The following is a 20,482-nucleotide window of genomic DNA, read 5'->3' as shown; positions in this document are numbered from 1 at the left end:
TTAATGACAGAAGAGAATAAGTACCCGGTAGAAGTAGACCTTAGTAGCTGTGAAAAGGAGCCTATTCATATTATAGGAACCACACAATCACATGGTTTGTTGATCGCCTCGTGTATTAAGACAGGTAAGATCACTCAGGTTGGCGAGAATGCCGGTCATATTATTGGTATTGCTTCAGAAGAATTACTGAAACTCAATATTTCTGATATTTTATCTTCGGAAGTGCTTAAAAATATCAATGATTCTCTGCTGAAGGATGAGAGACTGGAAGTCGAAGAATCCCTTGTAAATGGTAAGAAATTCATTTTAATCCCACATTTAAGCGGTGATTCTTTAATTCTCGATATTGAACCCACACACGAAAAGAAAGATACTTTCGACTTTCAGAAGGAGTTGTCCGGGTTACTGAATACCTTATCTGCAAGCGAAAATCCTCAAGAGCTTTGTCAGGATGCAGCCAATCTTACCCGCCAGATTTTTGAATATGACCGGGTGATGGTCTATAAGTTCGATGACGAATGGAATGGAAAGGTGATTGCAGAAGCAAAGAATGATGATCTGGAAGCTTTTTTGGGATTGCAGTATCCGGCAAGTGATATTCCGAAGCAGGCGAGACAACTATTCTTTAAGAACAGGGTGCGTATCATCACTGATGTTAATTATGCTCCTGTAAAAATTGTTCCTCAAATTTCACCAATAGGTGGTGAACCTCTGGATATTTCGAAATCAAAACTTAGAGGTGTATCCCCAATCCATATTGAATATCTTCAAAATATGGGCATTGGTGCGAGTATGACTGCTGCTTTAATCAGCAACGGGAAATTATGGGGTCTGCTGGCCTGCCATCATCGGGAGGCTAAATTTGTGAGTTACTACGAAAGACAAACCTGTGAATTCCTAATCCAGATATTCTCGAATGAACTTTCACTAAAAAACTCCAACATATTTTTAAATAAAATAGGAGAGGTAGAAAAAGTAGCAGGACAACTTATGGATCAGGTATTGAGACAGGATTCCATCAAAAAAGGACTCTCAACCAATGATCTTAAACTTACAGATCTCATTGAATCTTCTGGAGCGGCAATTGTGATAGACGGCAAAATCAAGCTCGTTGGGAAGACACCTTCTAAAAAAGAAGTAAAAACGCTCATCAAAAAGTTTCTAAGTAAACAACAGGATAACATATTCTATACAAAGAACTTATTGAGTTTATATCCTGAAGCCAAAGCTTATAAATCAACTGGGTCGGGTATTTTAAGTTCGCGATTGGGTAATGACAATATGAACTATTTGATCTGGTTTCGTCCTGAAGTAATTCAACAAATTGACTGGGGCGGTGATCCTAATAATAAAGCATTCTACGATTCAGAAAAAGAGCGGCTGACTCCGCGAAAATCTTTTGAGAAGTGGACCGAGGATTTAAGCGGTGTAGCAACTTTCTGGAAGGACTATGAACTTAGTGGCGCCAGGAAACTCAGTAAAAACGTTAATTATGTCATTCTCGATAATCAAAAACGTGACATAGATAATCTCAATGAGAAGTTGGTGACTGCTCATAAGGAACTTGAACTTTTCAGTCAGGGTCTTTCGCACGATCTAAAAGCACCTTTGCGTGGTGTAGATGGCTATGCTCATATATTGAAAGAAGATCACTTCAGCAGTCTCAATAAAGAAGGGAGAATGGCGGTAGATACTATTCTTTCATCAGTTCAGGAGATGCAGGATCTTATCGATAACATTCTGTCTTTTGCAGGTGTTTCCAACAAAGATATTAATAAACAGGTCGTCTCTACAGATACCATGGTTAGTGATATACTGAAGTCATTTAATATAAAGTCCAACTTTAGCAATACGTCTGTTAGTATCGATGAGTCCTTACCAAAAATGCTGGGAGACAGAAGGATGCTGGGTCAGGTCTGGTCCAATCTTATAGCAAATGCTTTGAAATACAGTGAAAGAAGTTCCAGTCCAGCAATTGAAATTGGATATAATTTAAAAGAAAACATTACTGTATACCATATTAAGGATAACGGGATTGGTTTTGATCCAAAATATAAAGAGGAAATCTTCAACTTGTTTTCAAGACATTCAGGAGATAATTACCAGGGAACAGGGATTGGATTAGCGATCGTAAAAAAGATTATCGAAAAACATAATGGTAAGATCTGGGCAGAGAGTGAACCGGGTAAAGGTTCAGCCTTCTACTTTCATGTTTAACTTTTAGCAATTGTTTCATACTTTGTTTTAGTTTATTTTCGCTTTAGATATAGGTATAATCATGATTCACAGAAAACTTAACATACTTCTGGTTGAAGATAATGAGAACGATATTTTTCTCATCAAACGGCAAATTTCAAAGATCGTAGAGGAACCTGTGATCGAAACTACAGATAATCTGGAGGATTGTAAACGATTACTTTTGAACTTCGCACCAGATGTCGTTCTATCAGATTATAACTTGCCTAACTGTACGGGTCTGGATGTGCTAACTACCGTGCAGGAATTTGATGATTCTATTGGATTTATTTTTATTACCGGAACTATCAATGACGAGGAATTAGCGGCAAACACTATTTTAAATGGAGCTTCAGGTTATATTCTTAAAAAGAACATTAACAACCTGAGTGAAAAGCTGGAACCATTGCTGAAAAAGCTGGTCATCAACATGACCTCAAAACAGGAACTTAGAAGCATGATTCGCCAGAATAAAATAACGGTGAACAAAATCTACGATTATCTGGATAAAATGAATTCTGAAGATCAGGCTCAGAAAGAGAATATTAATAAGATCAGGGAAGCGATCGGTAATTTCGATATAGATAGAAACGATGTTGAATAAATTACGCGAAGCAACCAAAGCTCAACATGAGGCATTGGAAGGTGAAAATCTGGCCAACAAGATCATGGATCACAGTATAACTGAAGAAGAATACAAATTACTCCTGCTTCAGAATCATGCTGCATATGCTGCTACTGAAGACTCTATAGCCCTCCATCTGAAAAATTATTCTTCTACTAAAACCCATGCAATCAAACTGGATCTTTTAAGCCTTGGAATAGAAAAGGCTGAAACTTCTCTTGAATTTCAGTGTGTCAATGAAGCAGAAGCTGTAGGTGCAGCATATGTTGTAGAAGGTTCTGCAATGGGAGGTTTGATGATAGGGAAGGAGCTGAAGAATTGTCCTCATCTTGAACATTTGCCGGATCAACAATTTTTCAGTGGAAAAAGAGACCAGATCAAAAGCTGGAATGAATTTTTGAAATTCCTTCGGAATAAGGATTTTACTGAAGATCAAAAAGAAATTGCTGCCAGAAAGGCTCAGCAAACTTTTGATCTGTTTGAAGAAGCGTTCAAAATTGATTTAATAAAATTATAAAGTCCTTTTCAGGGCTTTTTTCATTAATATACCTTGCTATGTCCAAGATAAAATTACTTCTACTTGTATTTCTCTCAGTTCAGCAAATTGATCTGCAGGCACAATCGGGAAGGATTCCCGTGGAAGCCGAAAATGGGATGGTGGCAAGTTCTCATTATCTAGCCTCAGAGGCAGGTGTGGAAATACTCGAAAAAGGAGGAAATGCTATCGATGCTTCTATCGCAACTGCTTTTACGTTAGCTGTGACTTTGCCTTCCGCCGGTAATATTGGTGGCGGTGGATTTCTGCTTTATAAACCGAATGCAGATAAGGCAACCGGATTTAACTTTAGAGAAAAAGCTCCTCAAAAAGCTACAAAAACTATGTTCTTGGGTGAAGATGGTAAAGTCAAGGATAACTCGAACCACGAAACGACATTATCTGCAGGTGTACCGGGAACTGTTGCTGGATTGTTTCAGGCACATTCCAAATATGGAAACCTGGATTGGGCCAGCCTGGTTCAACCTGCGATCGATCTTGCCCAGAATGGATTCACGGTATATCCCGATCTGGCCAGATTTTCTGAATGGGTTTACGATAACAAAGAAGGATACTCAAGTACTGCCGCTGTTTTCCTGAATAGCAGTGGAGAAGCTTATCAAACGGGCGATACGATTATTCAGAAGGATCTTGCAGAATCCCTTATTAGAATACGTAATCATGGAGCTAATGGTTTTTATAGTGGTAAAACTGCCCAGCTAATTCATGATTTCATGAAGAAGACCGGTGGTATTATTTCCAAAAGTGATCTAACAGGTTATGATTCGGAAGAAGTAGAACCACTCGTGGGAACTTATCGTGGGAATGAGATTATCGGGATGCCTCCTCCAAGTTCTGGTGGAACTGCAATCATAGAGATGCTAAACATTCTTGAGAATTACGATCTTCATGAATACGGACTTAACAGCGCTCAGAGCATTCATTATATTAGTGAAGCAATGCGATTAGCATTCGCAGACAGAGCTCAATTTCTTGGCGATCCTCAATTTAATCCTGAGATGCCACTGGATTCACTTTTATCGAAATCCTATGCTAGTAAATTACAATCAGCAATTAAGGAAAAGACAGCTTCTATCAGTGATTCTGCTAATTTCAATAAGAAACATCTTCAGTTTGAAAGCGATGAAACTACGCATATCTCGGTGGTCGATAAAGAAGGAAATGCTGTTTCGCTTACCTATACATTAGAACATTCTTACGGAAATCGGATCATGGTAGAAGGAGCCGGATTTCTTCTGAATAACGAAATGGGAGATTTCAATGCGATTCCCGGATTGACAAATTCTGAAGGTAGAATTGGAACAGAACCTAATCAAATTGCTCCGGGTAAGCGAATGCTTTCAAGTATGAGTCCAACCATTGTAGCGAAAAACGATAAGGCCTATATCGTTATTGGGTCACCAGGAGGCCGAACTATCATTAATACTGTTCTACAGGTGATTCTCAATGTTGTAGATTATGATCTGGATATCACAAAAGCTATCGAATCACCAAAATTTCATCATCAATGGTTGCCAGATCTGATCACCTTTGAAGAGTGGGGTTTTTCGCCAGATACGATAGAGATCTTAAAATCCTACGGACACGAAACAGGAACGCGATCTTCACAAGGTAGAGCCATGGGAATTATCATAGATCCTGAAACAGGAGTTTACCAGGGTTCTGCCGACTCCAGAAGCTACACTGGTAAAGCGGTGGGATATTAGAAACTAACGCGTTCTATTTCTCGCACTTCGCCGCTATCTAAATTATCGAGTTTTTCATTAGCGATACGCACCCGTACCAGTCTTAAGGTGGCAAAGCCAACTGCTGCGGTCATTTTCTTTACCTGCCGGAACTTGCCTTCGATAAGTGTTATACTTATCCAGCTTGTAGGCCCATGACGTTCATCGCGTATTGGTTTGCTTCTTTCAGGAAATTCTGGAGTTACATTTAATTTAAAAACCTTGCATTCCTTAGTTTGGTATTTCTTGCCCTGTATCCCTATTTCAACACCTTTATGAAGTTTTGCTATGGCTTCTTCTGAAATGTCACCATCAACCTGTACATAATATTCCTTTTCAGAGTTACCGGCTGTAACCTTGGTACTAAGCTTACCATTTGTGGTCAATAATAAAAGTCCTTCAGAATCTTTATCCAGTCTCCCAATGGACATCGTACCTTCAGGAAAATCACCCAGCTCTCCCAGAAGTTTGTGCTTTCCTCCCTTTCTCTGATTGGTTATAAACTGACTCAAATAACCGTATGGTTTATAGATCTTAAAATGCCTGTGATAATCTGGAGTCATAATCTTAGTAAGCAATTGTAGATTTATCAAAACTTTAGAACTTGTTTTAAACGAATCTACTTAAATTATTAGGAGACAAATTTAAAACCTTATTTATGAAAATTGCTATAATATATTACAGTGCAACCGGTACAAACCATCAAATGGCGAAGTGGGCAGCTGAAGCAGCAAAGTCTAACGGAGACCATGATGTTCGATTCCGAAAGTTGAAAGAAACTGCACCAATGGAAGCTATTGAATCTAACGATGCCTGGAAAAAACATTATCAGGAAACCCAGGATGTTGAGATAGTGGTACTGGATGATCTTGATTGGGCAGACGCAATAATTTTTAGTATTCCTACCAGATATGGAAATTTACCTTCTCAACTTCAGGCGTTTTTTGATACCACAGGAGGATTATGGAGTAAAGGGAAATTAGTTAATAAAGTCGTTTCCGGTATGACAAGTGCACAAAATCCACACGGTGGTCAGGAGACTACCTTACTAACACTCTATAAAAGCATGTTTCATTGGGGAGCCATAGTTGCCGCTCCTGGTTATACTTCAGAAGAATTATTTAAAACTGGAGGTAATCCTTATGGTTTTAGTTCTGATGGAGGAGTGGACGATCTTAATGAGCAATCTAAAACTTCTATAACACACCAGGTAAAGCGAACTATCAGTATTGCTGAAAGCATTAAAGGTGGAATGAGTAAAGCTTAGAATATAGTCATTAAAATTTTAAGATATCTTAAACAAAAAATGCCCTGAAACTTCAGGGCATTTTTGTTATTAAAAGTTCTGAATTTAGTCTTCAGTAGTTTCTGAATTTTCAAGAACAGGAAAACCACGGTCACGCATCAACGCATCGATTTCAGCATCCCTTCCACGGAACTTTTTATAAGCTTCCGCAGGATCCATTGCATTTCTAGGAGCAAAAAGATATTTCACTAATTTGCGAGCAACTTCCTTATCATAGAAGCCATCTTCAGCTTCAGCAAAAGCTTCCGCAGCATCAGCAGTTAAAACATCTGCCCATAAATATCCATAATAACCGGATGCATAACCCTCACCAGAAAACACATGTCCAAAATGAGGTGTTCTATGACGCATTACGATCTCTTCTGGCATATTAAGCTCTTTTAAAGTTTCCTTTTCGAATTTGGCAGGATCGATCTTGTCTGGATCTGTAGTATGATATTTCATATCCATGATCGCAGAAGCTAAAAACTCGGTCGTACCAAATCCCTGGTTAAAGGTAGAAGCCTTTTTGATCTTTGCTACCAAAGCTTCAGGAATCACCTCATTAGTTTCGTGATGTCTAAGATACTGGTTGATCACCTTGTCTGTAGACAACCATCTCTCTAATAATTGCGATTGAAATTCAGTATAATCACGTACGCCACCATTTAAGGTAGGATATTCCACATTAGCTGATAGAAAGTGCAGGGCATGACCAAATTCATGGAAAAATGTTTCTGCATCATCCCAGGAAACCAGTACTGGCTCACCCGGAGCAGGTTGTATAAAGTTTGAATTGTTAGAAGCCAACACTGGTTTTTCACCTGTAAGCTTCGTATAACCTCTGTAAGTAGTTGCCCAGGCTCCAGAGCGTTTTCCCTGTCGCGCATATGGATCTAAATACCATAATCCTACTATTTCTCCGGAATCCTTATCACTAACTTCCCAGACTTTTACATCTTCATGAAAAACAGGAACACTGTTATTTTCTACAGGAGTAAATTGAAAATTGAACAATTCACCAGCTGTGAAAAATAACGCCTGGGTAAGGTTTCCTAGTTCCAGGTATTGTTTTACTTCTTCGCTATCCAGGTCATACTTTTCTTTTCTGACTTTTTCAGCATAGAATCTATAATCCCAAGGCTTGATAGTTATATCAGCATTCTCAGAATCTGCAATTTTCTGCATGTCTGCTACCTCTTCTTTTACTCTGGCCAAAGCCGCAGGCCATACCTGCATCATTAGATCCATGGCGTTTTCAGGATTTTTAGCCATACGATTTTGCAAGCGCCACTGGGCATAATTATCAAAACCAAGTAATTCCACTCGCTCATCTCTAAGCTTCAGGATCTTTTGAATAATCTCTTTATTATCAAATTCATCGTTATTGTCACCTCGGGAATAGTAGTTCTTCCATACCTTTTCACGGAGTTCTCTTTCCGTAGAATAGGTAAGAAATGGATCCATGGAAGATCTTGTATTGGTAACTGCATATGAACCTTTATGATCACGATCCTCAGCAGCTTTAGCGGCAGATTTCACATAAGATTCCGGGAGTCCGCCAATTTGTTCTTCTGTAAGGTAGATCACATAATTCTCTTCATCTGCCAATACATTGCTTGAAAACTTAGTATATAATGCCGAAAGTTCCTTGTTGATCTCTGCATAACGTTTCTTGTCTTCCTCATTTAAATCGGCCCCCTGCATGGCGAACTCCTCATATACTAAATCGATCACTCTTTGTTCTGCGGAATCCAATGGCTTCTCCTGAGAGTTCTCATAAACCGTTTTTATGCGTTTGAATAAAGCTTCATTCTGACTGATCTTCGAGGAGTATTCTGAAATCTCTGGAGCCAATTCCTTCTGGACTGCTCTGAATTCAGGACTGGAAACATTGCTGCTATAGATTCCATAATAGGTAAAGGCACGATCCAGTTCCTTTCCTGCTTTTTCCATTGGAATAATGGTGTTTTCAAAGGTAGCTTCAGCAGAATTATTAGCGATCTGGTTGATCTCTTCCAGATGCAATTCCATTCCCTTGCGAATTGCTGGCTTGATAAGTGAAACTTCCATCTTGTCAAAAGCCGGAACTCCTTCATAAGGGCCCTGCCATTCTTTAAGTAATGGATTTTGCATAATTTCCTGATTATTTTCCTGAGCAGTGGACTGACTTATTAGTGCAAATAGTGCGATCATACTCAGGCCTGTTCTTAATTTCTTTTTCATATTCTATTTTAATTCGAAGTCTGTTAACTTACAAAACCTGGACCAAAGCGAGGCTTCGAATATCCTGGTTAGTCTATTATTTGAAAAATTATTTAGTTGGTAATTCATTTTTGGAAAGTACTTTCCTTGGCGAAACTCCGTATTTTTTTTTGAAGATCTTTGAAAAGTAACTTCGGCTGGATAATCCTAATTCATAAACAACCTCACTTACATTCTTTTTTCCTGAAGAAAGCATATGTAGTGCTCGAGTTAGGCGTATGTCACGCACGTATTCGTTAACGGTTTTCCCATAAACCTTCTGAAAAACTTCCTGAAGTTTATTAGTATTAACGCCGGCAATTTGTGCCAGTTCGTTCACTGTTCCAGCCTGGGCGAGATTGGAATCTATATACTTGACAACTTTCTCTACAGCCGCCCGGTCTTTATCTTTTAGTTCATTCTGAGTTTGCTGATCTTCCTTTTTAAAACGATTCAACATATAGCTAAGGATCTCCAGAGATTTGGCTCCTACAAAATTAATCCTTGGAAATCCTGTAAGATCACAGGTTTTAATCTCCTTGATAATTTCTGAAGTTTGGAGGCTAATATTTCCAAGGTTGGAAACCCGATTATGTGCCTGTACATCACTAAATAATTTGTAAAAAATGGGCTCAAGTTCATGAAGGTCAAAACTGAAGTATTCCTGAAATTTTAAACGGTCAATTTCGAGATAACAGAGCGTGGTTTCTATGTCTTTCTTCAAGCTAATGTTGTACGTCTCCTTACTTTTTGGAGCAGCAATCACGAATTCATGATCTTTTACAAGATCTTCAGTATCTATAAAATCAAAACTACTTCCAATCATTCCATCCAGACAATAGATAAAGCGAATCGGCTTTATAGTTGGATGGGAAATCCTTAGCTCCGTGTCTTCTCGAACCGTGACATGATACATATATAGACCTATACCATTAGGAAAATTGATTCCACGAATGTTGCCATCGCCAATAGAATCAGGTATAAATAGAGAGAATTCGCCGAGGTGTTCTGAATGATCAATTCCTAAAGTCTTCGCAAGTTCAGGAATAAAATCATCCACATCATTTATTTCTAAATGATAAGTCTTCATAAAAATTGAGTTAGCTTGTTAACTCATACAAGGTACACAGCGGCTTAAACTATCATGGCTAAAGAATTGTTAAATTCATATTGACCTTGACAACACCATCAATTTCATTTATCCTAACTCCTTCCGAAGAACGGCCAGTGGTGGGCTTTTCACTACACTATAGCTATTTGCTAACCCAATGATTACCACCAATGCAGTTATCGCCGGAAATACCACGAAGAATGGAATCATTGATGGAGTAAATGTAGTATCGAACAGAAAATAGCCAATTAGAAAACTGGAAATGCATGATAATAATATTCCAGAAAGGCTTCCCAGCATTCCCAGAAATAAGTATTCCAGTCCTAGGATTTTTAAGATTTGCCTGTTCTTGGCACCAAGGGTTCTTAAAAGAACACTTTCGCGAATTCTTTGATATTTACTGGTTCTTACTGCACCAATAAGTACAATGATACCGGTAAGAATACTGAAAAATGCCATGAAATTAATTAGCCAGGAAATCTTTCCTAGAATTTCTTCAACGACTTTTAAAACCTGTCTTAGATCGATAATGGTCACATTCGGAAATTGCTGTACCAGCTTTTGCTGAAGTTGCGCGGAAGCATTATCATCTTCCACCCGCGTTGTCATCACCGTGAATTGCGGCGCATCCTCCAGAACACCGGTCGGGAATAAAATTGAGAAATTGATCTGCATATTACCCCAGTCCACTCTACGAATACTTACCACTTCAGTTTCCAGCTGAACGCCCTGAACATTGAATATTATTTTGTCTCCAATAGTGGCCTCGGCATCTTCAGCAAGATTATCACTTATAGAAATCGGGATTATTCCTTCTCCGGTAAAATTAGCTTTCCATTTTCCATCGAGAATTTCTTCTCCTTCAGAAAGTGAGTGCCTGTAGGTAGTTCTAAATTCGTGATCAAGAACCCAATTATTGATCGTACTGCTGGTGTCTTCACGAATTTCGTTCGCACTTCTACCTTTCAGCTCAATAACACGCATAGTGACTATGGGAATATTCTGCAATAGTTCCAGGTTGCTACTGTCAATTACCTGTTTAACCTCATCTTTTTGCTCACTTTGAACGTCCAGCAAGATCATATTCGGCGTATTCTGTTGACTTTCCAATGTAGTTTGAGCCAAAAGCAAATCCCTGGTAAAATACAGAGTGCTAATTAAAAATGTTCCAATCCCAATGGCTAGAATGAGAATGAGCGTTTGATTCTGCGGTCGGTAGAGATTTAAAACACTTTGTCTTGCCGGGAATCCCCAGTTCTTCGGAAAATACCTTTTCAGCAATTTCATGATCAAAGCTGCAAACCCGCTCAAAATAGCAAAGGTGATGGATAGTCCCAGCACGAACCAGATCGCATATAACCAGTTATCGAGCAACCAGAATGCAAAGACCCAGATGAAAATTATGACTGCGAATGATACGAGGATCTTATATTTTTTGTTCGATCCTGCAGATTGCTGCATGCGTAGAGTCTGCAAGGGTGAAATATCCAGGGTGGTAAGCAGTGGGTATAAAGCAAAAAGAACCGACATGCTTACTCCAAGTATAATTCCTGTAATAATTACTACAGGTGAAATTTGCAGATCTATCTCCACCGGCAAAAGATCCTGTAACAAGTAGGGGAATAATTCCTGCAAACCGAGTCCTAACAACGTTCCAATCACAGAACCGATCAATCCAATAATGATCACCTGAATCAAAAAGATCTGAAAACTTTGTTTTCTGGAAGCTCCCAGGCACTTTAAAATAGCGATCGATGCAACTTTTTCTTTTATATAGATATGTATGGCGCTGGCGATTCCAACACAACCCAGTAATAGCGCAATGAAAGCCACCAGGTTCAGGAATTTCGCAAAATTCTCATACCGTCTTCCTAATCGCTGACTAGTGGAGAGGTGAGTGTCCAGATCTGCATCGTTCGCATCAAGTATAGGATCAAGTTTTTCATCAAACTTCTCCATATCAAGATTTTCCGGAGCGGTAAAGTAATACCTGTAATCAATGCGGCTACCAGTTTGAACCAGACCCGATTTTTCTATGGCAGAAAAGGGCACCAGTAGAGGAGGAGCTATAGAACTAAAAACGCTGGAACTTCCGGGAACATTGTTCAAGGCTCCGCCAATTTCCAAACTTGTATTTCCAATTTTTACAAAATCGCCAACTTTAAGTCCCAACTGAAGCATGACCATTGCATCTACCAAAGCAACATCAGATTCTTTAAAATTTTTAGCTGCCAGGGCAGGTGTAGTTTCTATTTCTCCATAAAAAGGAAAACCGCCTTCTATTCCCCGAACCTGCATCAGTTTTGTTCCCTTCTTTTTAGGAAATGAAGCCATGGACGCGAAGCTAATCTCTCTTGCTTCTGCGCCTCCAAGAGAATCAATAATGCCGTAAACTTTTTCCGTAGGAAGTTTATCACTGTCAATAATATAATCGGCACCCATTAGGGATTTCGATTTTAGAGAGATGTTACGTTTGAGGTTAGCGCTAAAAGACTGTATAGAAACTACCGCAGCAATTCCAAGTACGATCGATGCGATAAATAAAAACAGTTTTCTGCTGCTTGCTTTCCCATCCCTCAAGGCCATCTTCATTAACCATGGGAAACCGGCGCTTGATCTTTTTGAACTCATATTACTCCTGGATTTGTAATTCCTGAACTTTTCCTCCGCGAAGTTTAAGAATTCGCTGCGTTTTTTGAGCCAGATCCATGTCATGAGTAACTATTACCAGGGTTGTCCCAAGATCCTTGTTCAATGTTAAAAGCAGATCGATCACATTTTGGCCTGTAGCTTCATCCAGGTTTCCAGTAGGCTCATCTGCAAAAAGTATCCTGGGTTTGTTGCAAAATGCTCTAGCTAGAGCAACTCTCTGCTGTTCTCCTCCAGACAATTGTGTTGGGTAATGATGCATTCTATATTTTAAACCAACTTTTTCCAGTAGGGCCGTAGCTTCAGTTTCTGCACTCGAATCTCCCCGAAGTTCCAAAGGAACAGCAACATTTTCAAGAGCGGTAAGGGTAGGAATGAGCTGAAAGTTTTGAAATACAAATCCTACGTGACTGTTCCTCAATGCAGCGCGACCATCTTCATCAAGTAGACTTAGATTTTCGCCGCAGAGTTCTACAGTGCCTTCATCACTTCGATCAAGTCCTGCACTCAGGCCAAGTAAAGTTGTTTTCCCACTACCTGATGGGCCAACGATAGCAAAAGTTTCTCCTTCTTCAATATCGAAATTGATATTGTCCAGGATGACCAGCTTTTTATTACCATTTTGATAGGTTTTGCTGAGATTTTCAACCCTTAAAATTTTTGCCATCTTAGTTCTTTTAATTTTCTTTACTCGGGCCAACAAAATAAGAAATGATTTTATGAATACTGCACCTATCTTTCGAAGCTTTCCAATCTTTGCGCTTAGTTTAGTTTTACTGCTGAATCTATCCTGCGGAAACGAAAAAAAATCGGTTGCAGCTGAAGAGAAATCTGCTACTGAAGAATCTGAGAATAATTCAGAAGAAGAAAATTCTAAAACCATCCTCTTTTTTGGAGATAGCATTACTGCAGGCTACGGGCTTGAGACAGATGAAGCTTTCCCGAATCTAATTCAGCAGCGACTGGATTCTCTTGGGTATGATTACACGGTGATCAATGCCGGGCTTAGTGGAGAGACGACTGCCGGAGGACTCAACCGGATCGATTGGGTGCTAAAGCAAAATGTGGAAATTTTTGTTCTGGAGCTTGGTGCGAATGATGGATTACGCGGTGTTCCTTTAGCTGAAACCAGATCTAATCTCAATAAGATCGTAGATTATGTTCAGGAGAAAAATTCAGAAACTAAGATTATTCTTGCTGGGATGCAGATCCCACCAAATCTTGGAGCAGATTATACTACAGAATTCAGAGAGTTATTTCCAGAGCTTGCCGAAAAAGAGAACATCTACTTAATTCCATTTATACTGGATGGTGTCGCCGGCGATCCGGAACTCAATCAACAGGATGGTATTCATCCAACTGCTGAAGCTCAGCCAATCTTAGTAGAAAATATCTGGGAAACTTTAGAACCCCTTCTTAAAAACTAATTGCTGAAACCCCAGGCTGGCAAAAAATGCGATCGCAGCAGTGGTTCCTAAACTTCCACCAAAACCTTCAAAGAAAACTCCGGTACAATAAAATAGAATTCCGAAGAAAATAGAGGATAGGATAATGATGCGGTTCCTGGCCGCGATCTCTTCCGAAGCCATTCCAACAAAGCTTGCACCCATAATTACCAGAGGTAAAGTTTCTTGCAAAACTTCCGATACTGGAGTGTAGATCAATAATCCTCCTGAAATGCTCACCAGAGAAGAAGCAATGACAGCACCCAGATTTAAACTATTGTTTAAGGTATAAGTGAGCTGACCTGAAAGTACACTGCAGGTTAATATGAGTAAAAAATTCATCATAGTAGCACATAGGTTAAAAGGCTAACCAGACTTACTCCAGCAAAAGCGATACTACCAAGTTTTCCAGCATAACCATTAAAACTCTTACGTGCAAGTATGAGTATAGTACCAGCGAAAAATGAAGCTAGTATTATAAATAGATAATTTCCTGCCAAAACCGGAGGAGTCATTCCAACAAAAGCACCACAATATATGGCTGGCGAAGCGATCTTAGCTAAAGGCTTATTAATGAACTTAGGTAGAATTCCGCCGAAAAGGCCAATGGTTCCGGCAGAAAGCACCGCTGTAAGTTCAAGTCGATCCTGCAGGAAAAAGGTTGTAATTCCACCTAAAACAGCAAATATGATGGTTGATATTTGTATATCTTTTTCTGCGTGTTCCTTACTTTTCGAAAAATTATGAAGATAAAAGTATAGAAGCAACGAAGTGATCAGCGTTAGCGGTATAAGCTGCGAAAACTGCTCCTGACTCTCGTACACTGCGATTCCAATAAAAAGTGTGTGGAATAATAGGAAAATGAATTGGGGTAAATTTTTCATTGATGCCTAGGTCTGAAATAAAATAAAAACCTTTCGAGAACTAACTGAAATCTTCAGAATAACGGGAAAGTAAAAGCGTACTTTTTATTTAACAAATGTTCACTTATAAATAGTATAAATTAATCACTATTTTTAGCGCAGATCTATTAATTATTTGATTTTTAATGGTATAAACGTTTTGGCCGCTATTAATTCTATCATTTTAAAATGAATTTGAACTGGTGCTTTTATAAATCTAAGTTTGTTAATAGATCTGTTTTAATAATGTTCACTTTCGAAAAAAGCTTCTTCCCTGAAGCTTTTTTCTTTTGTACAGTTTATCAAAGAAGGCCCCTAAAATAGAAAGAGTCTAAACCTGCTTTGAATTATCTTCGTACTTCAACTTATAGAAATTATGGCGAAAACAAAACTAACAGTGAATAGTAACGGATCTCTTAAAGTAGAAGGAGATTTTGAGATCGTAGATAAGAATGGAAATGTGTATGATCTGGGTGGAAGAGACCTGGTTTCAGTATGTAGATGTGGGTTATCCAACAATAAGCCATTCTGTGACGGAGCTCATAGAAATCATTTCGAACACGAAGCAATAGCTTTTGACTTACCTCCAAAAAAGAAATAAAAAAAAGCCTCTGATCTGTCAGAGGCTTTCTTAATTTTTTGAACTAAATTCTTATTTCAACATATCATATAATCTGGAAGCAACTGCTCCTGAAGATTGCGGATTTTGTCCTGTGATCAAATTACCGTCTGTTACTGCATACTCATTCCAATCAGCTTCCTTGGAATAGATTCCTCCATTTTCCTTAAGCATATCTTCCACTAAGAATGGTACAACATCGGTTAACTGAACCGCTTCCTCTTCAGAATTTGTAAATCCGGTTACTTTTTTACCTTTTACAAGAGCGTTTCCATCCTTAGCTTTTACATTTTTCAAAGCTGCAGGTGCATGGCATACAAATGCGATTGGTTTTCCAGCTTCGTTAAAGCTTTCAATTAGCTTAATAGATTTTTCATCTTTAGATAAATCCCAAAGTGGTCCATGTCCTCCTGGATAAAATACACCATCGAAATCTTCTTCTTTGACTTCAGAAAGCTTATGCGTATTATTGATCACTTTCTGTGCAGCTTCATCGTTTTTAAATCGTTTGGTATCTTCTGTTTGATTATCTTCAGAGTCGCTGGTAGGATCAATGGGTGCCTTTCCTCCTTCAGGAGTTGCAACAGTAATATCAACGCCTTTATCCAACAGGCTATAATATGGATTCGCAAATTCTTCAATCCAGAAACCAGTTTTGTTTCCAGTATCTCCTAATTTATCGTGTGATGTAAGTACAAATAAAACTTTCATAATAATTTTTTTTTGGTTTATTCTAAAGTTCCAACTTAATGTTCAGTCAGAGAATTAATTAGCACAAATTTAAGCATGTAACTGTCGTTTCGAGTTGATCTAAATCAATTGAACTGGTTAAAATCTTGTTAGATCTCGTTAGGAAATAGCTAGCTAAATGGTAGTAAGGCTGGTTTCGCTTGGAATAATTACGTAATTTTTAGGAAAATTTAAGATATGGCGGCAATAACCCTCAACATCAATGATAAAGAACACTCTTTCGACATAGATCCCAATACTCCGTTACTGTGGGTTTTAAGGGATCATTTAAATCTGGTAGGTACCAAGTTTGGGTGTGGAATCGCTCAATGTGGCGCTTGTACTGTACATTTTAACGGCAGTGCTGTAAGATCCTGTCAGTTACCGGCATCTTCTGCAGCAGGGAATAAGATCACTACGATCGAAGGTCTTTCTGAAAACGGAGATCATCCCGTGCAGAAAGCCTGGCTGGAACACGATGTTCCGCAATGTGGATACTGCCAGGCTGGCCAGATCATGTCTGCAACTGCACTGCTAAAACGGAATCCAAATCCTACAGATTCTGAGATAGAGAACGCAATGAATGGTAATATTTGTAGATGTGGAACCTACACCCGTATCAAAGCAGCCATCAAAACCGCTTCCAATTCACAGGAAGTTTAATTATAGTCAAAGAAGATCGAGATGAGTAAAGTAAAAACAACATTTGGACGTAGATCCTTTATAAAGAGTGTTTCTATCGCTAGTGGCGGACTAATAATTGGCTTTAACTGGATGGCTTGCAAAGGCCCGGCGGAAGAAGGTAGTGAAGAACTGGCGATGCAAATGCCAGATAAGTGGTTCGAGTTGAATGGCTATCTTAAAATTGGAGATAATGGTATAGTTACCATCTATTCACCAAACCCTGAAATTGGTCAGAATGTAAAGACTTCCATGCCTATGATTGTGGCAGAGGAACTCGATGTAGACTGGAATAACGTAATAGTAGAGCAGGCTCCGCTTAATACTGAAATTTTCACAAGACAACTTGCAGGTGGAAGTCAATCTATTAGACAGGGCTGGCAATCTTTAAGAACAGCTGGTGCTACTGCAAGATATATGCTGGTTGCAGCAGCTGCAAAACAGTGGGATGTACTTCAGGAGGAAATTACGGTAAACAATGGTATCATCGAGCATGCCAAATCCGGACAGAAGATCGGTTTTGGAGATATTGCAAAATCGGCAGCCGCTATTGAAGTTCCAGAGGAAGTAAACTTAAAGGAAAATACAGATTTCAGGATTATTGGTACATCCAGAAAGAACGTAGATGCCAGAAAGATCGTAACCGGGCAACCATTATATGGACTGGACACCCATAGAGATGGAATGCTAATCGCAATGGTGATGCAGCCACCCGCCTTTGGAATGGAATTTAAAAATATGAATGCTGAAAAGGCCAAAGGCCTGCCCGGTATTACTGATATTTTTACCATCGATACCTATCCTGAGGATATGGAGAAGGAGTGGAGTGATGTTGGATCGTTTTCAAAACTGGTTGTTATCGTTGGCGAGACCACCTGGCAGGTGATGCAGGCAAGAAAAGAACTGGAGGTGGAATGGGATCTTAACCCTGAACTTACTAAAGAAATTGAAATTCTGGAGAAGTCGGCTGGCATGCAGGATGCAAGCGGACTCGAAAGTAGCGATATACACAACTCCTTGATGGCAGAAGCGGGCAGTAAAAATGCTGAAGTTGTAAGAAAAGATGGAGATCCTGAAAAAGCATTTAGGAATGCAGCGAGAGTGATCGAGAGGTCATATAACTGCCCGTTCCTGGCGCATAATTGTATGGAACCAATGAATTTTTTCGCGAATGTTTCCAATGGGAAAGCTGAATTAATAGGTCCTATACAAACTCCGGAATATGCTGAAAAAAGCGTACAGAAGCGCCTTGGGTTGGATCTTGAAAATATTGACATCCAGATGACGCGAATGGGTGGAGGCTTTGGAAGAAGACTTTACGGTCATTTTCTGGTGGAAGCAGCGGTGATTTCAGAGAAGGTAGGTGCACCTATCAAGCTAGTGTATACACGTGAGGATGACATGACCAATGGCGTATACCGGCCGGCTTATCACGTAACATACAAGGCAGCATTAGATGCTAATAATCAACTAACTGCTTTCCATGTGAATGCAGGAGGGATTCCTGAAAGTCCGCTTTTCGCCAATAGATTCCCGGCAGGAGCTATTAATAATTACCTGGCAGAAAGCTGGGTGGTAGAATCCAATATTTCCGTAGGAGCTTTTAGAGCTCCAAGGTCGAATTTTATTGCTGGAGCCGAGCAATCTTTCCTCGATGAACTTGCTGAAGAAATGGGAAAAGATCCTATAGAATTCAGATTAGAAATGCTGGAAAAAGCAAAAAATAAGCCAGTAGGCGAAAACAATGATTACGATCCTGAGAGATATGCGGGGGTATTGAAACTGGCAAGGGATAAATCAGGCTGGAATTCTAATTCGACGATGGCCAGAGGGGTTTCGGCCTATTACTGTCATAATTCTTATGTCGCCCAGATCCTCGATATGACCGTTGAGAATAATCAGCCTCTTATAGATAAAGTAACCTGCGCCGTTGACTGCGGAATTGTGGTAAATCCTGAAGCTGCTAAGAACATGGTGGAAGGTGGTACGATCGATGGAATTGGTCATGCTCTATTCAGCGAAATGACCTTTGCTGAAGGTGCTCCGCAACAAAGCAATTTCGATGGCTACCGACTTATACGGCATAAAGAAGCTCCCAAGAGGATCGATGTTCATTTTGTAGAGAATGGGATCGATCCAACAGGTTTGGGAGAGCCACCATTCCCGCCTGTTCAGGGAGCATTGGCGAATGCCCTGTACAAGGCGACCGGAAAAAGGTTTTATAAGCAACCGTTTATCACCGGTTTGCAGGGCGATCTTAAGACCTGAAGTATATGAAAAGTATCAAGGTGAAATGCTGGATCGAGACTAATGGAGATAAACTCTATGGTCCCGGTCCACATGAATTACTTCGGAATATTAAAGCTGAAGGGAGTTTATCCAAAGCAGCTGAGAAAATGCAGTTATCCTATCGCAAAGCCTGGGATATTGTTCAGCAATTAAATAAGCATTCCGAAGAACCTTTGGTGATATTAAGAAAAGGAGGGAAAACTGGTGGTGGTGCAGAAGTTACTATTCATGCTCAAGAAGTAATGGAAGCCTACAATAAACTTCAGAAAAAACTGCAAGAGGTTACTGAAGAAGAGAAGCAGCTACTTAAAATCTTAAATTAAAACTAAAACTGAGAAATTTAAAGCCTTCTTTCATAGTTTTAAAGTCCGATATATATTTAAATACATAACGCTTAAAGCATTTGATAAAATCCGAAAAAATATACCTTGATTACAATGCTACAACCCCGGTTCATGAACAGGTGTTGGAAAAGATGCTGCCATATTTCACTCAAAATTTTGCAAATCCTCATAGCGATCATGCATTTGGGTGGGATGCCAGTGAGGCATTGGAACAAGCAAGAAAACAGGTGGCAGCTTTGATCAATGGCAAATCTTCAGAAATCACATTTACTTCAGGAGCTACAGAAGCAGCCAATCTTGCGTTGATTGGGTTTGCAAAAGAAAACAGGAATAAAGGACAGCATATAATTAGTTGTAAAACCGAGCATAAAGCTATTCTGGAAACCTTAAATGCCTTAGAAAAGGATGGTTATGACATCAGCTATGTAGAGGTCAATGGCAACGGTATAGTAGATTTGGAACAGTTTCAAAGTTTGTTGTGTCCAGATACGAGTATGGTAGTGATGATGCTGGCTAATAATGAAACTGGCGTCATTCAGGATATTACTAAAATTTCAGAGTTAGCGCATCAGAATGCTAGCGTGGTCATGAGCGATATCACCCAGGCAGTTGGTAAAATCGACGTTGATATAAAGGCTATGGGAATAGATCTCGCAATTTTTTCGTCTCATAAGATTTATGGACCCAAAGGAGCAGGCACTTTATACAGTTCCTCAACGATCGACTTAGAAAGGTATATGTACGGAGGAAATCAGGAAAATGGTATGAGACCGGGAACTGTAAACGTTCCGGCAATGGTTGGATTTGGTTTTGCTGCAGAATTGGCACAAAAAGGATTGCAAGAAACTTCAGAAGAATTGCTATTACTACGTACTAATTTTGAAGAGCAGCTGCAGGCTTTAGAGGATGTTCAAATAACTGCAAAAGATCAGGACCGACTTCCGAATACCATAAGTTTTAGTGTTCACAATGTGGATGGAGATGCACTCTACCGAAGAATGAACAGGATCGCGATCTCTAGAGGTTCCGCCTGTACTTCCAATA

General features: G+C 39.4%; 19 protein-coding genes. 11 read left to right on the top strand and 8 right to left on the bottom strand.

Annotated features, from left to right (window positions below; all coding sequences use genetic code 11):
• Positions 1 to 3: 3 nt before the first annotated feature.
• From ACNKXS_RS07155 to ggt, 4 genes are all read left to right on the top strand, one after another.
• Positions 4 to 2,217, top strand: a complete 2,214-nt coding sequence (locus tag ACNKXS_RS07155) for an ATP-binding protein (protein ID WP_417920275.1) — start codon at positions 4 to 6, stop codon at positions 2,215 to 2,217.
• A gap of 61 nt (positions 2,218 to 2,278) precedes the next feature.
• Positions 2,279 to 2,839 (top strand): response regulator, encoded by a 561-nt coding sequence (locus tag ACNKXS_RS07150; protein ID WP_417920274.1) that lies wholly within the window; start codon positions 2,279 to 2,281, stop codon positions 2,837 to 2,839.
• Positions 2,829 to 3,377 (top strand): biliverdin-producing heme oxygenase, encoded by a 549-nt coding sequence (locus ACNKXS_RS07145; protein WP_417920273.1) that lies wholly within the window; start codon positions 2,829 to 2,831, stop codon positions 3,375 to 3,377. Before ACNKXS_RS07150 ends, ACNKXS_RS07145 begins: the two co-directional genes overlap by 11 nt.
• A gap of 38 nt (positions 3,378 to 3,415) precedes the next feature.
• The gene (gene ggt / locus ACNKXS_RS07140) at positions 3,416 to 5,122 is read left to right on the top strand and encodes a gamma-glutamyltransferase (protein ID WP_417920272.1); all 1,707 of its coding nucleotides are present in this window, start codon (positions 3,416 to 3,418) and stop codon (positions 5,120 to 5,122) included.
• On the opposite strand, the gene ACNKXS_RS07135 is transcribed toward ggt, so the two are convergent.
• The gene (locus ACNKXS_RS07135; protein ID WP_417920839.1) at positions 5,119 to 5,703 is read right to left on the bottom strand and encodes a pseudouridine synthase; all 585 of its coding nucleotides are present in this window, start codon (positions 5,701 to 5,703) and stop codon (positions 5,119 to 5,121) included. The two genes, ggt and ACNKXS_RS07135, sit on opposite strands and share 4 nt — an antisense overlap.
• Before the next feature lie 95 nt (positions 5,704 to 5,798).
• Between ACNKXS_RS07135 and wrbA the strand changes: the two genes are divergently transcribed.
• Positions 5,799 to 6,407: an NAD(P)H:quinone oxidoreductase gene (wrbA, locus tag ACNKXS_RS07130; RefSeq protein WP_417920271.1), complete on the top strand. Its 609-nt coding sequence runs from the start codon at positions 5,799 to 5,801 to the stop codon at positions 6,405 to 6,407.
• 84 nt (positions 6,408 to 6,491) lie between these two features.
• On the opposite strand, the gene ACNKXS_RS07125 is transcribed toward wrbA, so the two are convergent.
• The 4 genes from ACNKXS_RS07125 to ACNKXS_RS07110 all read right to left on the bottom strand — a co-directional run bounded on the left by ACNKXS_RS07125 (position 6,492) and on the right by ACNKXS_RS07110 (position 13,096).
• Complete coding sequence (locus tag ACNKXS_RS07125; RefSeq protein ID WP_417920270.1) at positions 6,492 to 8,651, bottom strand: M3 family metallopeptidase; 2,160 nt, start codon at positions 8,649 to 8,651, stop codon at positions 6,492 to 6,494.
• A gap of 88 nt (positions 8,652 to 8,739) precedes the next feature.
• Positions 8,740 to 9,759 (bottom strand): helix-turn-helix domain-containing protein, encoded by a 1,020-nt coding sequence (locus tag ACNKXS_RS07120; protein WP_417920269.1) that lies wholly within the window; start codon positions 9,757 to 9,759, stop codon positions 8,740 to 8,742.
• A 108-nt stretch (positions 9,760 to 9,867) separates the two neighbouring features.
• The gene (locus ACNKXS_RS07115; RefSeq protein WP_417920268.1) at positions 9,868 to 12,411 is read right to left on the bottom strand and encodes an ABC transporter permease; all 2,544 of its coding nucleotides are present in this window, start codon (positions 12,409 to 12,411) and stop codon (positions 9,868 to 9,870) included.
• A 1-nt stretch (position 12,412) separates the two neighbouring features.
• Positions 12,413 to 13,096: an ABC transporter ATP-binding protein gene (locus ACNKXS_RS07110; protein WP_417920267.1), complete on the bottom strand. Its 684-nt coding sequence runs from the start codon at positions 13,094 to 13,096 to the stop codon at positions 12,413 to 12,415.
• A 52-nt stretch (positions 13,097 to 13,148) separates the two neighbouring features.
• On the opposite strand from ACNKXS_RS07110, the gene ACNKXS_RS07105 reads away from it, so the two are divergent.
• Positions 13,149 to 13,856, top strand: a complete 708-nt coding sequence (locus ACNKXS_RS07105; protein ID WP_417920266.1) for an arylesterase — start codon at positions 13,149 to 13,151, stop codon at positions 13,854 to 13,856.
• On the opposite strand, the gene ACNKXS_RS07100 is transcribed toward ACNKXS_RS07105, so the two are convergent.
• Together ACNKXS_RS07100 and ACNKXS_RS07095 are read right to left on the bottom strand one after the other, a co-directional pair.
• Positions 13,833 to 14,219: a hypothetical protein gene (locus tag ACNKXS_RS07100; RefSeq protein ID WP_417920265.1), complete on the bottom strand. Its 387-nt coding sequence runs from the start codon at positions 14,217 to 14,219 to the stop codon at positions 13,833 to 13,835. The genes ACNKXS_RS07105 and ACNKXS_RS07100 overlap by 24 nt on opposite strands.
• Entirely contained in the window at positions 14,216 to 14,758 is a 543-nt protein-coding gene (locus ACNKXS_RS07095) for a hypothetical protein (RefSeq protein WP_417920264.1), read from the bottom strand. The genes ACNKXS_RS07100 and ACNKXS_RS07095 overlap by 4 nt, the downstream gene beginning before the upstream one ends.
• Positions 14,759 to 15,152: 394 nt before the next feature.
• Here ACNKXS_RS07095 and ACNKXS_RS07090 point away from each other — a divergent pair, with 394 nt between their 5' ends.
• Positions 15,153 to 15,377, top strand: a complete 225-nt coding sequence (locus tag ACNKXS_RS07090) for a CDGSH iron-sulfur domain-containing protein (RefSeq protein ID WP_295181266.1) — start codon at positions 15,153 to 15,155, stop codon at positions 15,375 to 15,377.
• Positions 15,378 to 15,428: 51 nt separating this feature from the next.
• On the opposite strand, the gene ACNKXS_RS07085 is transcribed toward ACNKXS_RS07090, so the two are convergent.
• Positions 15,429 to 16,106 carry a type 1 glutamine amidotransferase domain-containing protein gene (locus ACNKXS_RS07085; RefSeq protein ID WP_417920263.1) on the bottom strand — a complete coding sequence of 226 codons (678 nt, stop codon included), beginning with the start codon at positions 16,104 to 16,106 and terminating at the stop codon, positions 15,429 to 15,431.
• 216 nt (positions 16,107 to 16,322) lie between these two features.
• Here ACNKXS_RS07085 and ACNKXS_RS07080 point away from each other — a divergent pair, with 216 nt between their 5' ends.
• From ACNKXS_RS07080 to ACNKXS_RS07065, 4 genes are all read left to right on the top strand, one after another.
• Positions 16,323 to 16,787, top strand: a complete 465-nt coding sequence (locus tag ACNKXS_RS07080) for a (2Fe-2S)-binding protein (RefSeq protein ID WP_417920262.1) — start codon at positions 16,323 to 16,325, stop codon at positions 16,785 to 16,787.
• A 21-nt stretch (positions 16,788 to 16,808) separates the two neighbouring features.
• On the top strand, positions 16,809 to 19,073 hold the full coding sequence (locus ACNKXS_RS07075) for a xanthine dehydrogenase family protein molybdopterin-binding subunit (protein WP_417920261.1): 2,265 nt from the start codon (positions 16,809 to 16,811) through the stop codon (positions 19,071 to 19,073).
• A 5-nt stretch (positions 19,074 to 19,078) separates the two neighbouring features.
• Positions 19,079 to 19,417, top strand: a complete 339-nt coding sequence (locus ACNKXS_RS07070) for a winged helix-turn-helix domain-containing protein (protein WP_417920260.1) — start codon at positions 19,079 to 19,081, stop codon at positions 19,415 to 19,417.
• Between the two features lie 80 nt (positions 19,418 to 19,497).
• A partial coding sequence (locus tag ACNKXS_RS07065; RefSeq protein ID WP_417920259.1) for a cysteine desulfurase family protein occupies positions 19,498 to 20,482 on the top strand: 985 nt, incomplete at its 3' end.

Source organism: Christiangramia marina (assembly GCF_048285865.1).
GTDB lineage: Bacteria > Bacteroidota > Bacteroidia > Flavobacteriales > Flavobacteriaceae > Christiangramia > Christiangramia marina.
Note: the sequence above shows the minus strand (reverse complement) of the source record. Positions and strands in the feature narration are given on the sequence as shown.

Coding starts and splice junctions, on each gene's coding strand:
- ACNKXS_RS07155 (WP_417920275.1), top strand. CDS start 4: ATGACAGAAGAGAATAAGTACCCGGTAGAAGTAGACCTTAGTAGCTGT.
- ACNKXS_RS07150 (WP_417920274.1), top strand. CDS start 2,279: ATGATTCACAGAAAACTTAACATACTTCTGGTTGAAGATAATGAGAAC.
- ACNKXS_RS07145 (WP_417920273.1), top strand. CDS start 2,829: ATGTTGAATAAATTACGCGAAGCAACCAAAGCTCAACATGAGGCATTG.
- ggt (WP_417920272.1), top strand. CDS start 3,416: ATGTCCAAGATAAAATTACTTCTACTTGTATTTCTCTCAGTTCAGCAA.
- ACNKXS_RS07135 (WP_417920839.1), bottom strand. CDS start 5,703: ATGACTCCAGATTATCACAGGCATTTTAAGATCTATAAACCATACGGT.
- wrbA (WP_417920271.1), top strand. CDS start 5,799: ATGAAAATTGCTATAATATATTACAGTGCAACCGGTACAAACCATCAA.
- ACNKXS_RS07125 (WP_417920270.1), bottom strand. CDS start 8,651: ATGAAAAAGAAATTAAGAACAGGCCTGAGTATGATCGCACTATTTGCA.
- ACNKXS_RS07120 (WP_417920269.1), bottom strand. CDS start 9,759: ATGAAGACTTATCATTTAGAAATAAATGATGTGGATGATTTTATTCCT.
- ACNKXS_RS07115 (WP_417920268.1), bottom strand. CDS start 12,411: ATGAGTTCAAAAAGATCAAGCGCCGGTTTCCCATGGTTAATGAAGATG.
- ACNKXS_RS07110 (WP_417920267.1), bottom strand. CDS start 13,096: ATGGCAAAAATTTTAAGGGTTGAAAATCTCAGCAAAACCTATCAAAAT.
- ACNKXS_RS07105 (WP_417920266.1), top strand. CDS start 13,149: ATGAATACTGCACCTATCTTTCGAAGCTTTCCAATCTTTGCGCTTAGT.
- ACNKXS_RS07100 (WP_417920265.1), bottom strand. CDS start 14,219: ATGATGAATTTTTTACTCATATTAACCTGCAGTGTACTTTCAGGTCAG.
- ACNKXS_RS07095 (WP_417920264.1), bottom strand. CDS start 14,758: ATGAAAAATTTACCCCAATTCATTTTCCTATTATTCCACACACTTTTT.
- ACNKXS_RS07090 (WP_295181266.1), top strand. CDS start 15,153: ATGGCGAAAACAAAACTAACAGTGAATAGTAACGGATCTCTTAAAGTA.
- ACNKXS_RS07085 (WP_417920263.1), bottom strand. CDS start 16,106: ATGAAAGTTTTATTTGTACTTACATCACACGATAAATTAGGAGATACT.
- ACNKXS_RS07080 (WP_417920262.1), top strand. CDS start 16,323: ATGGCGGCAATAACCCTCAACATCAATGATAAAGAACACTCTTTCGAC.
- ACNKXS_RS07075 (WP_417920261.1), top strand. CDS start 16,809: ATGAGTAAAGTAAAAACAACATTTGGACGTAGATCCTTTATAAAGAGT.
- ACNKXS_RS07070 (WP_417920260.1), top strand. CDS start 19,079: ATGAAAAGTATCAAGGTGAAATGCTGGATCGAGACTAATGGAGATAAA.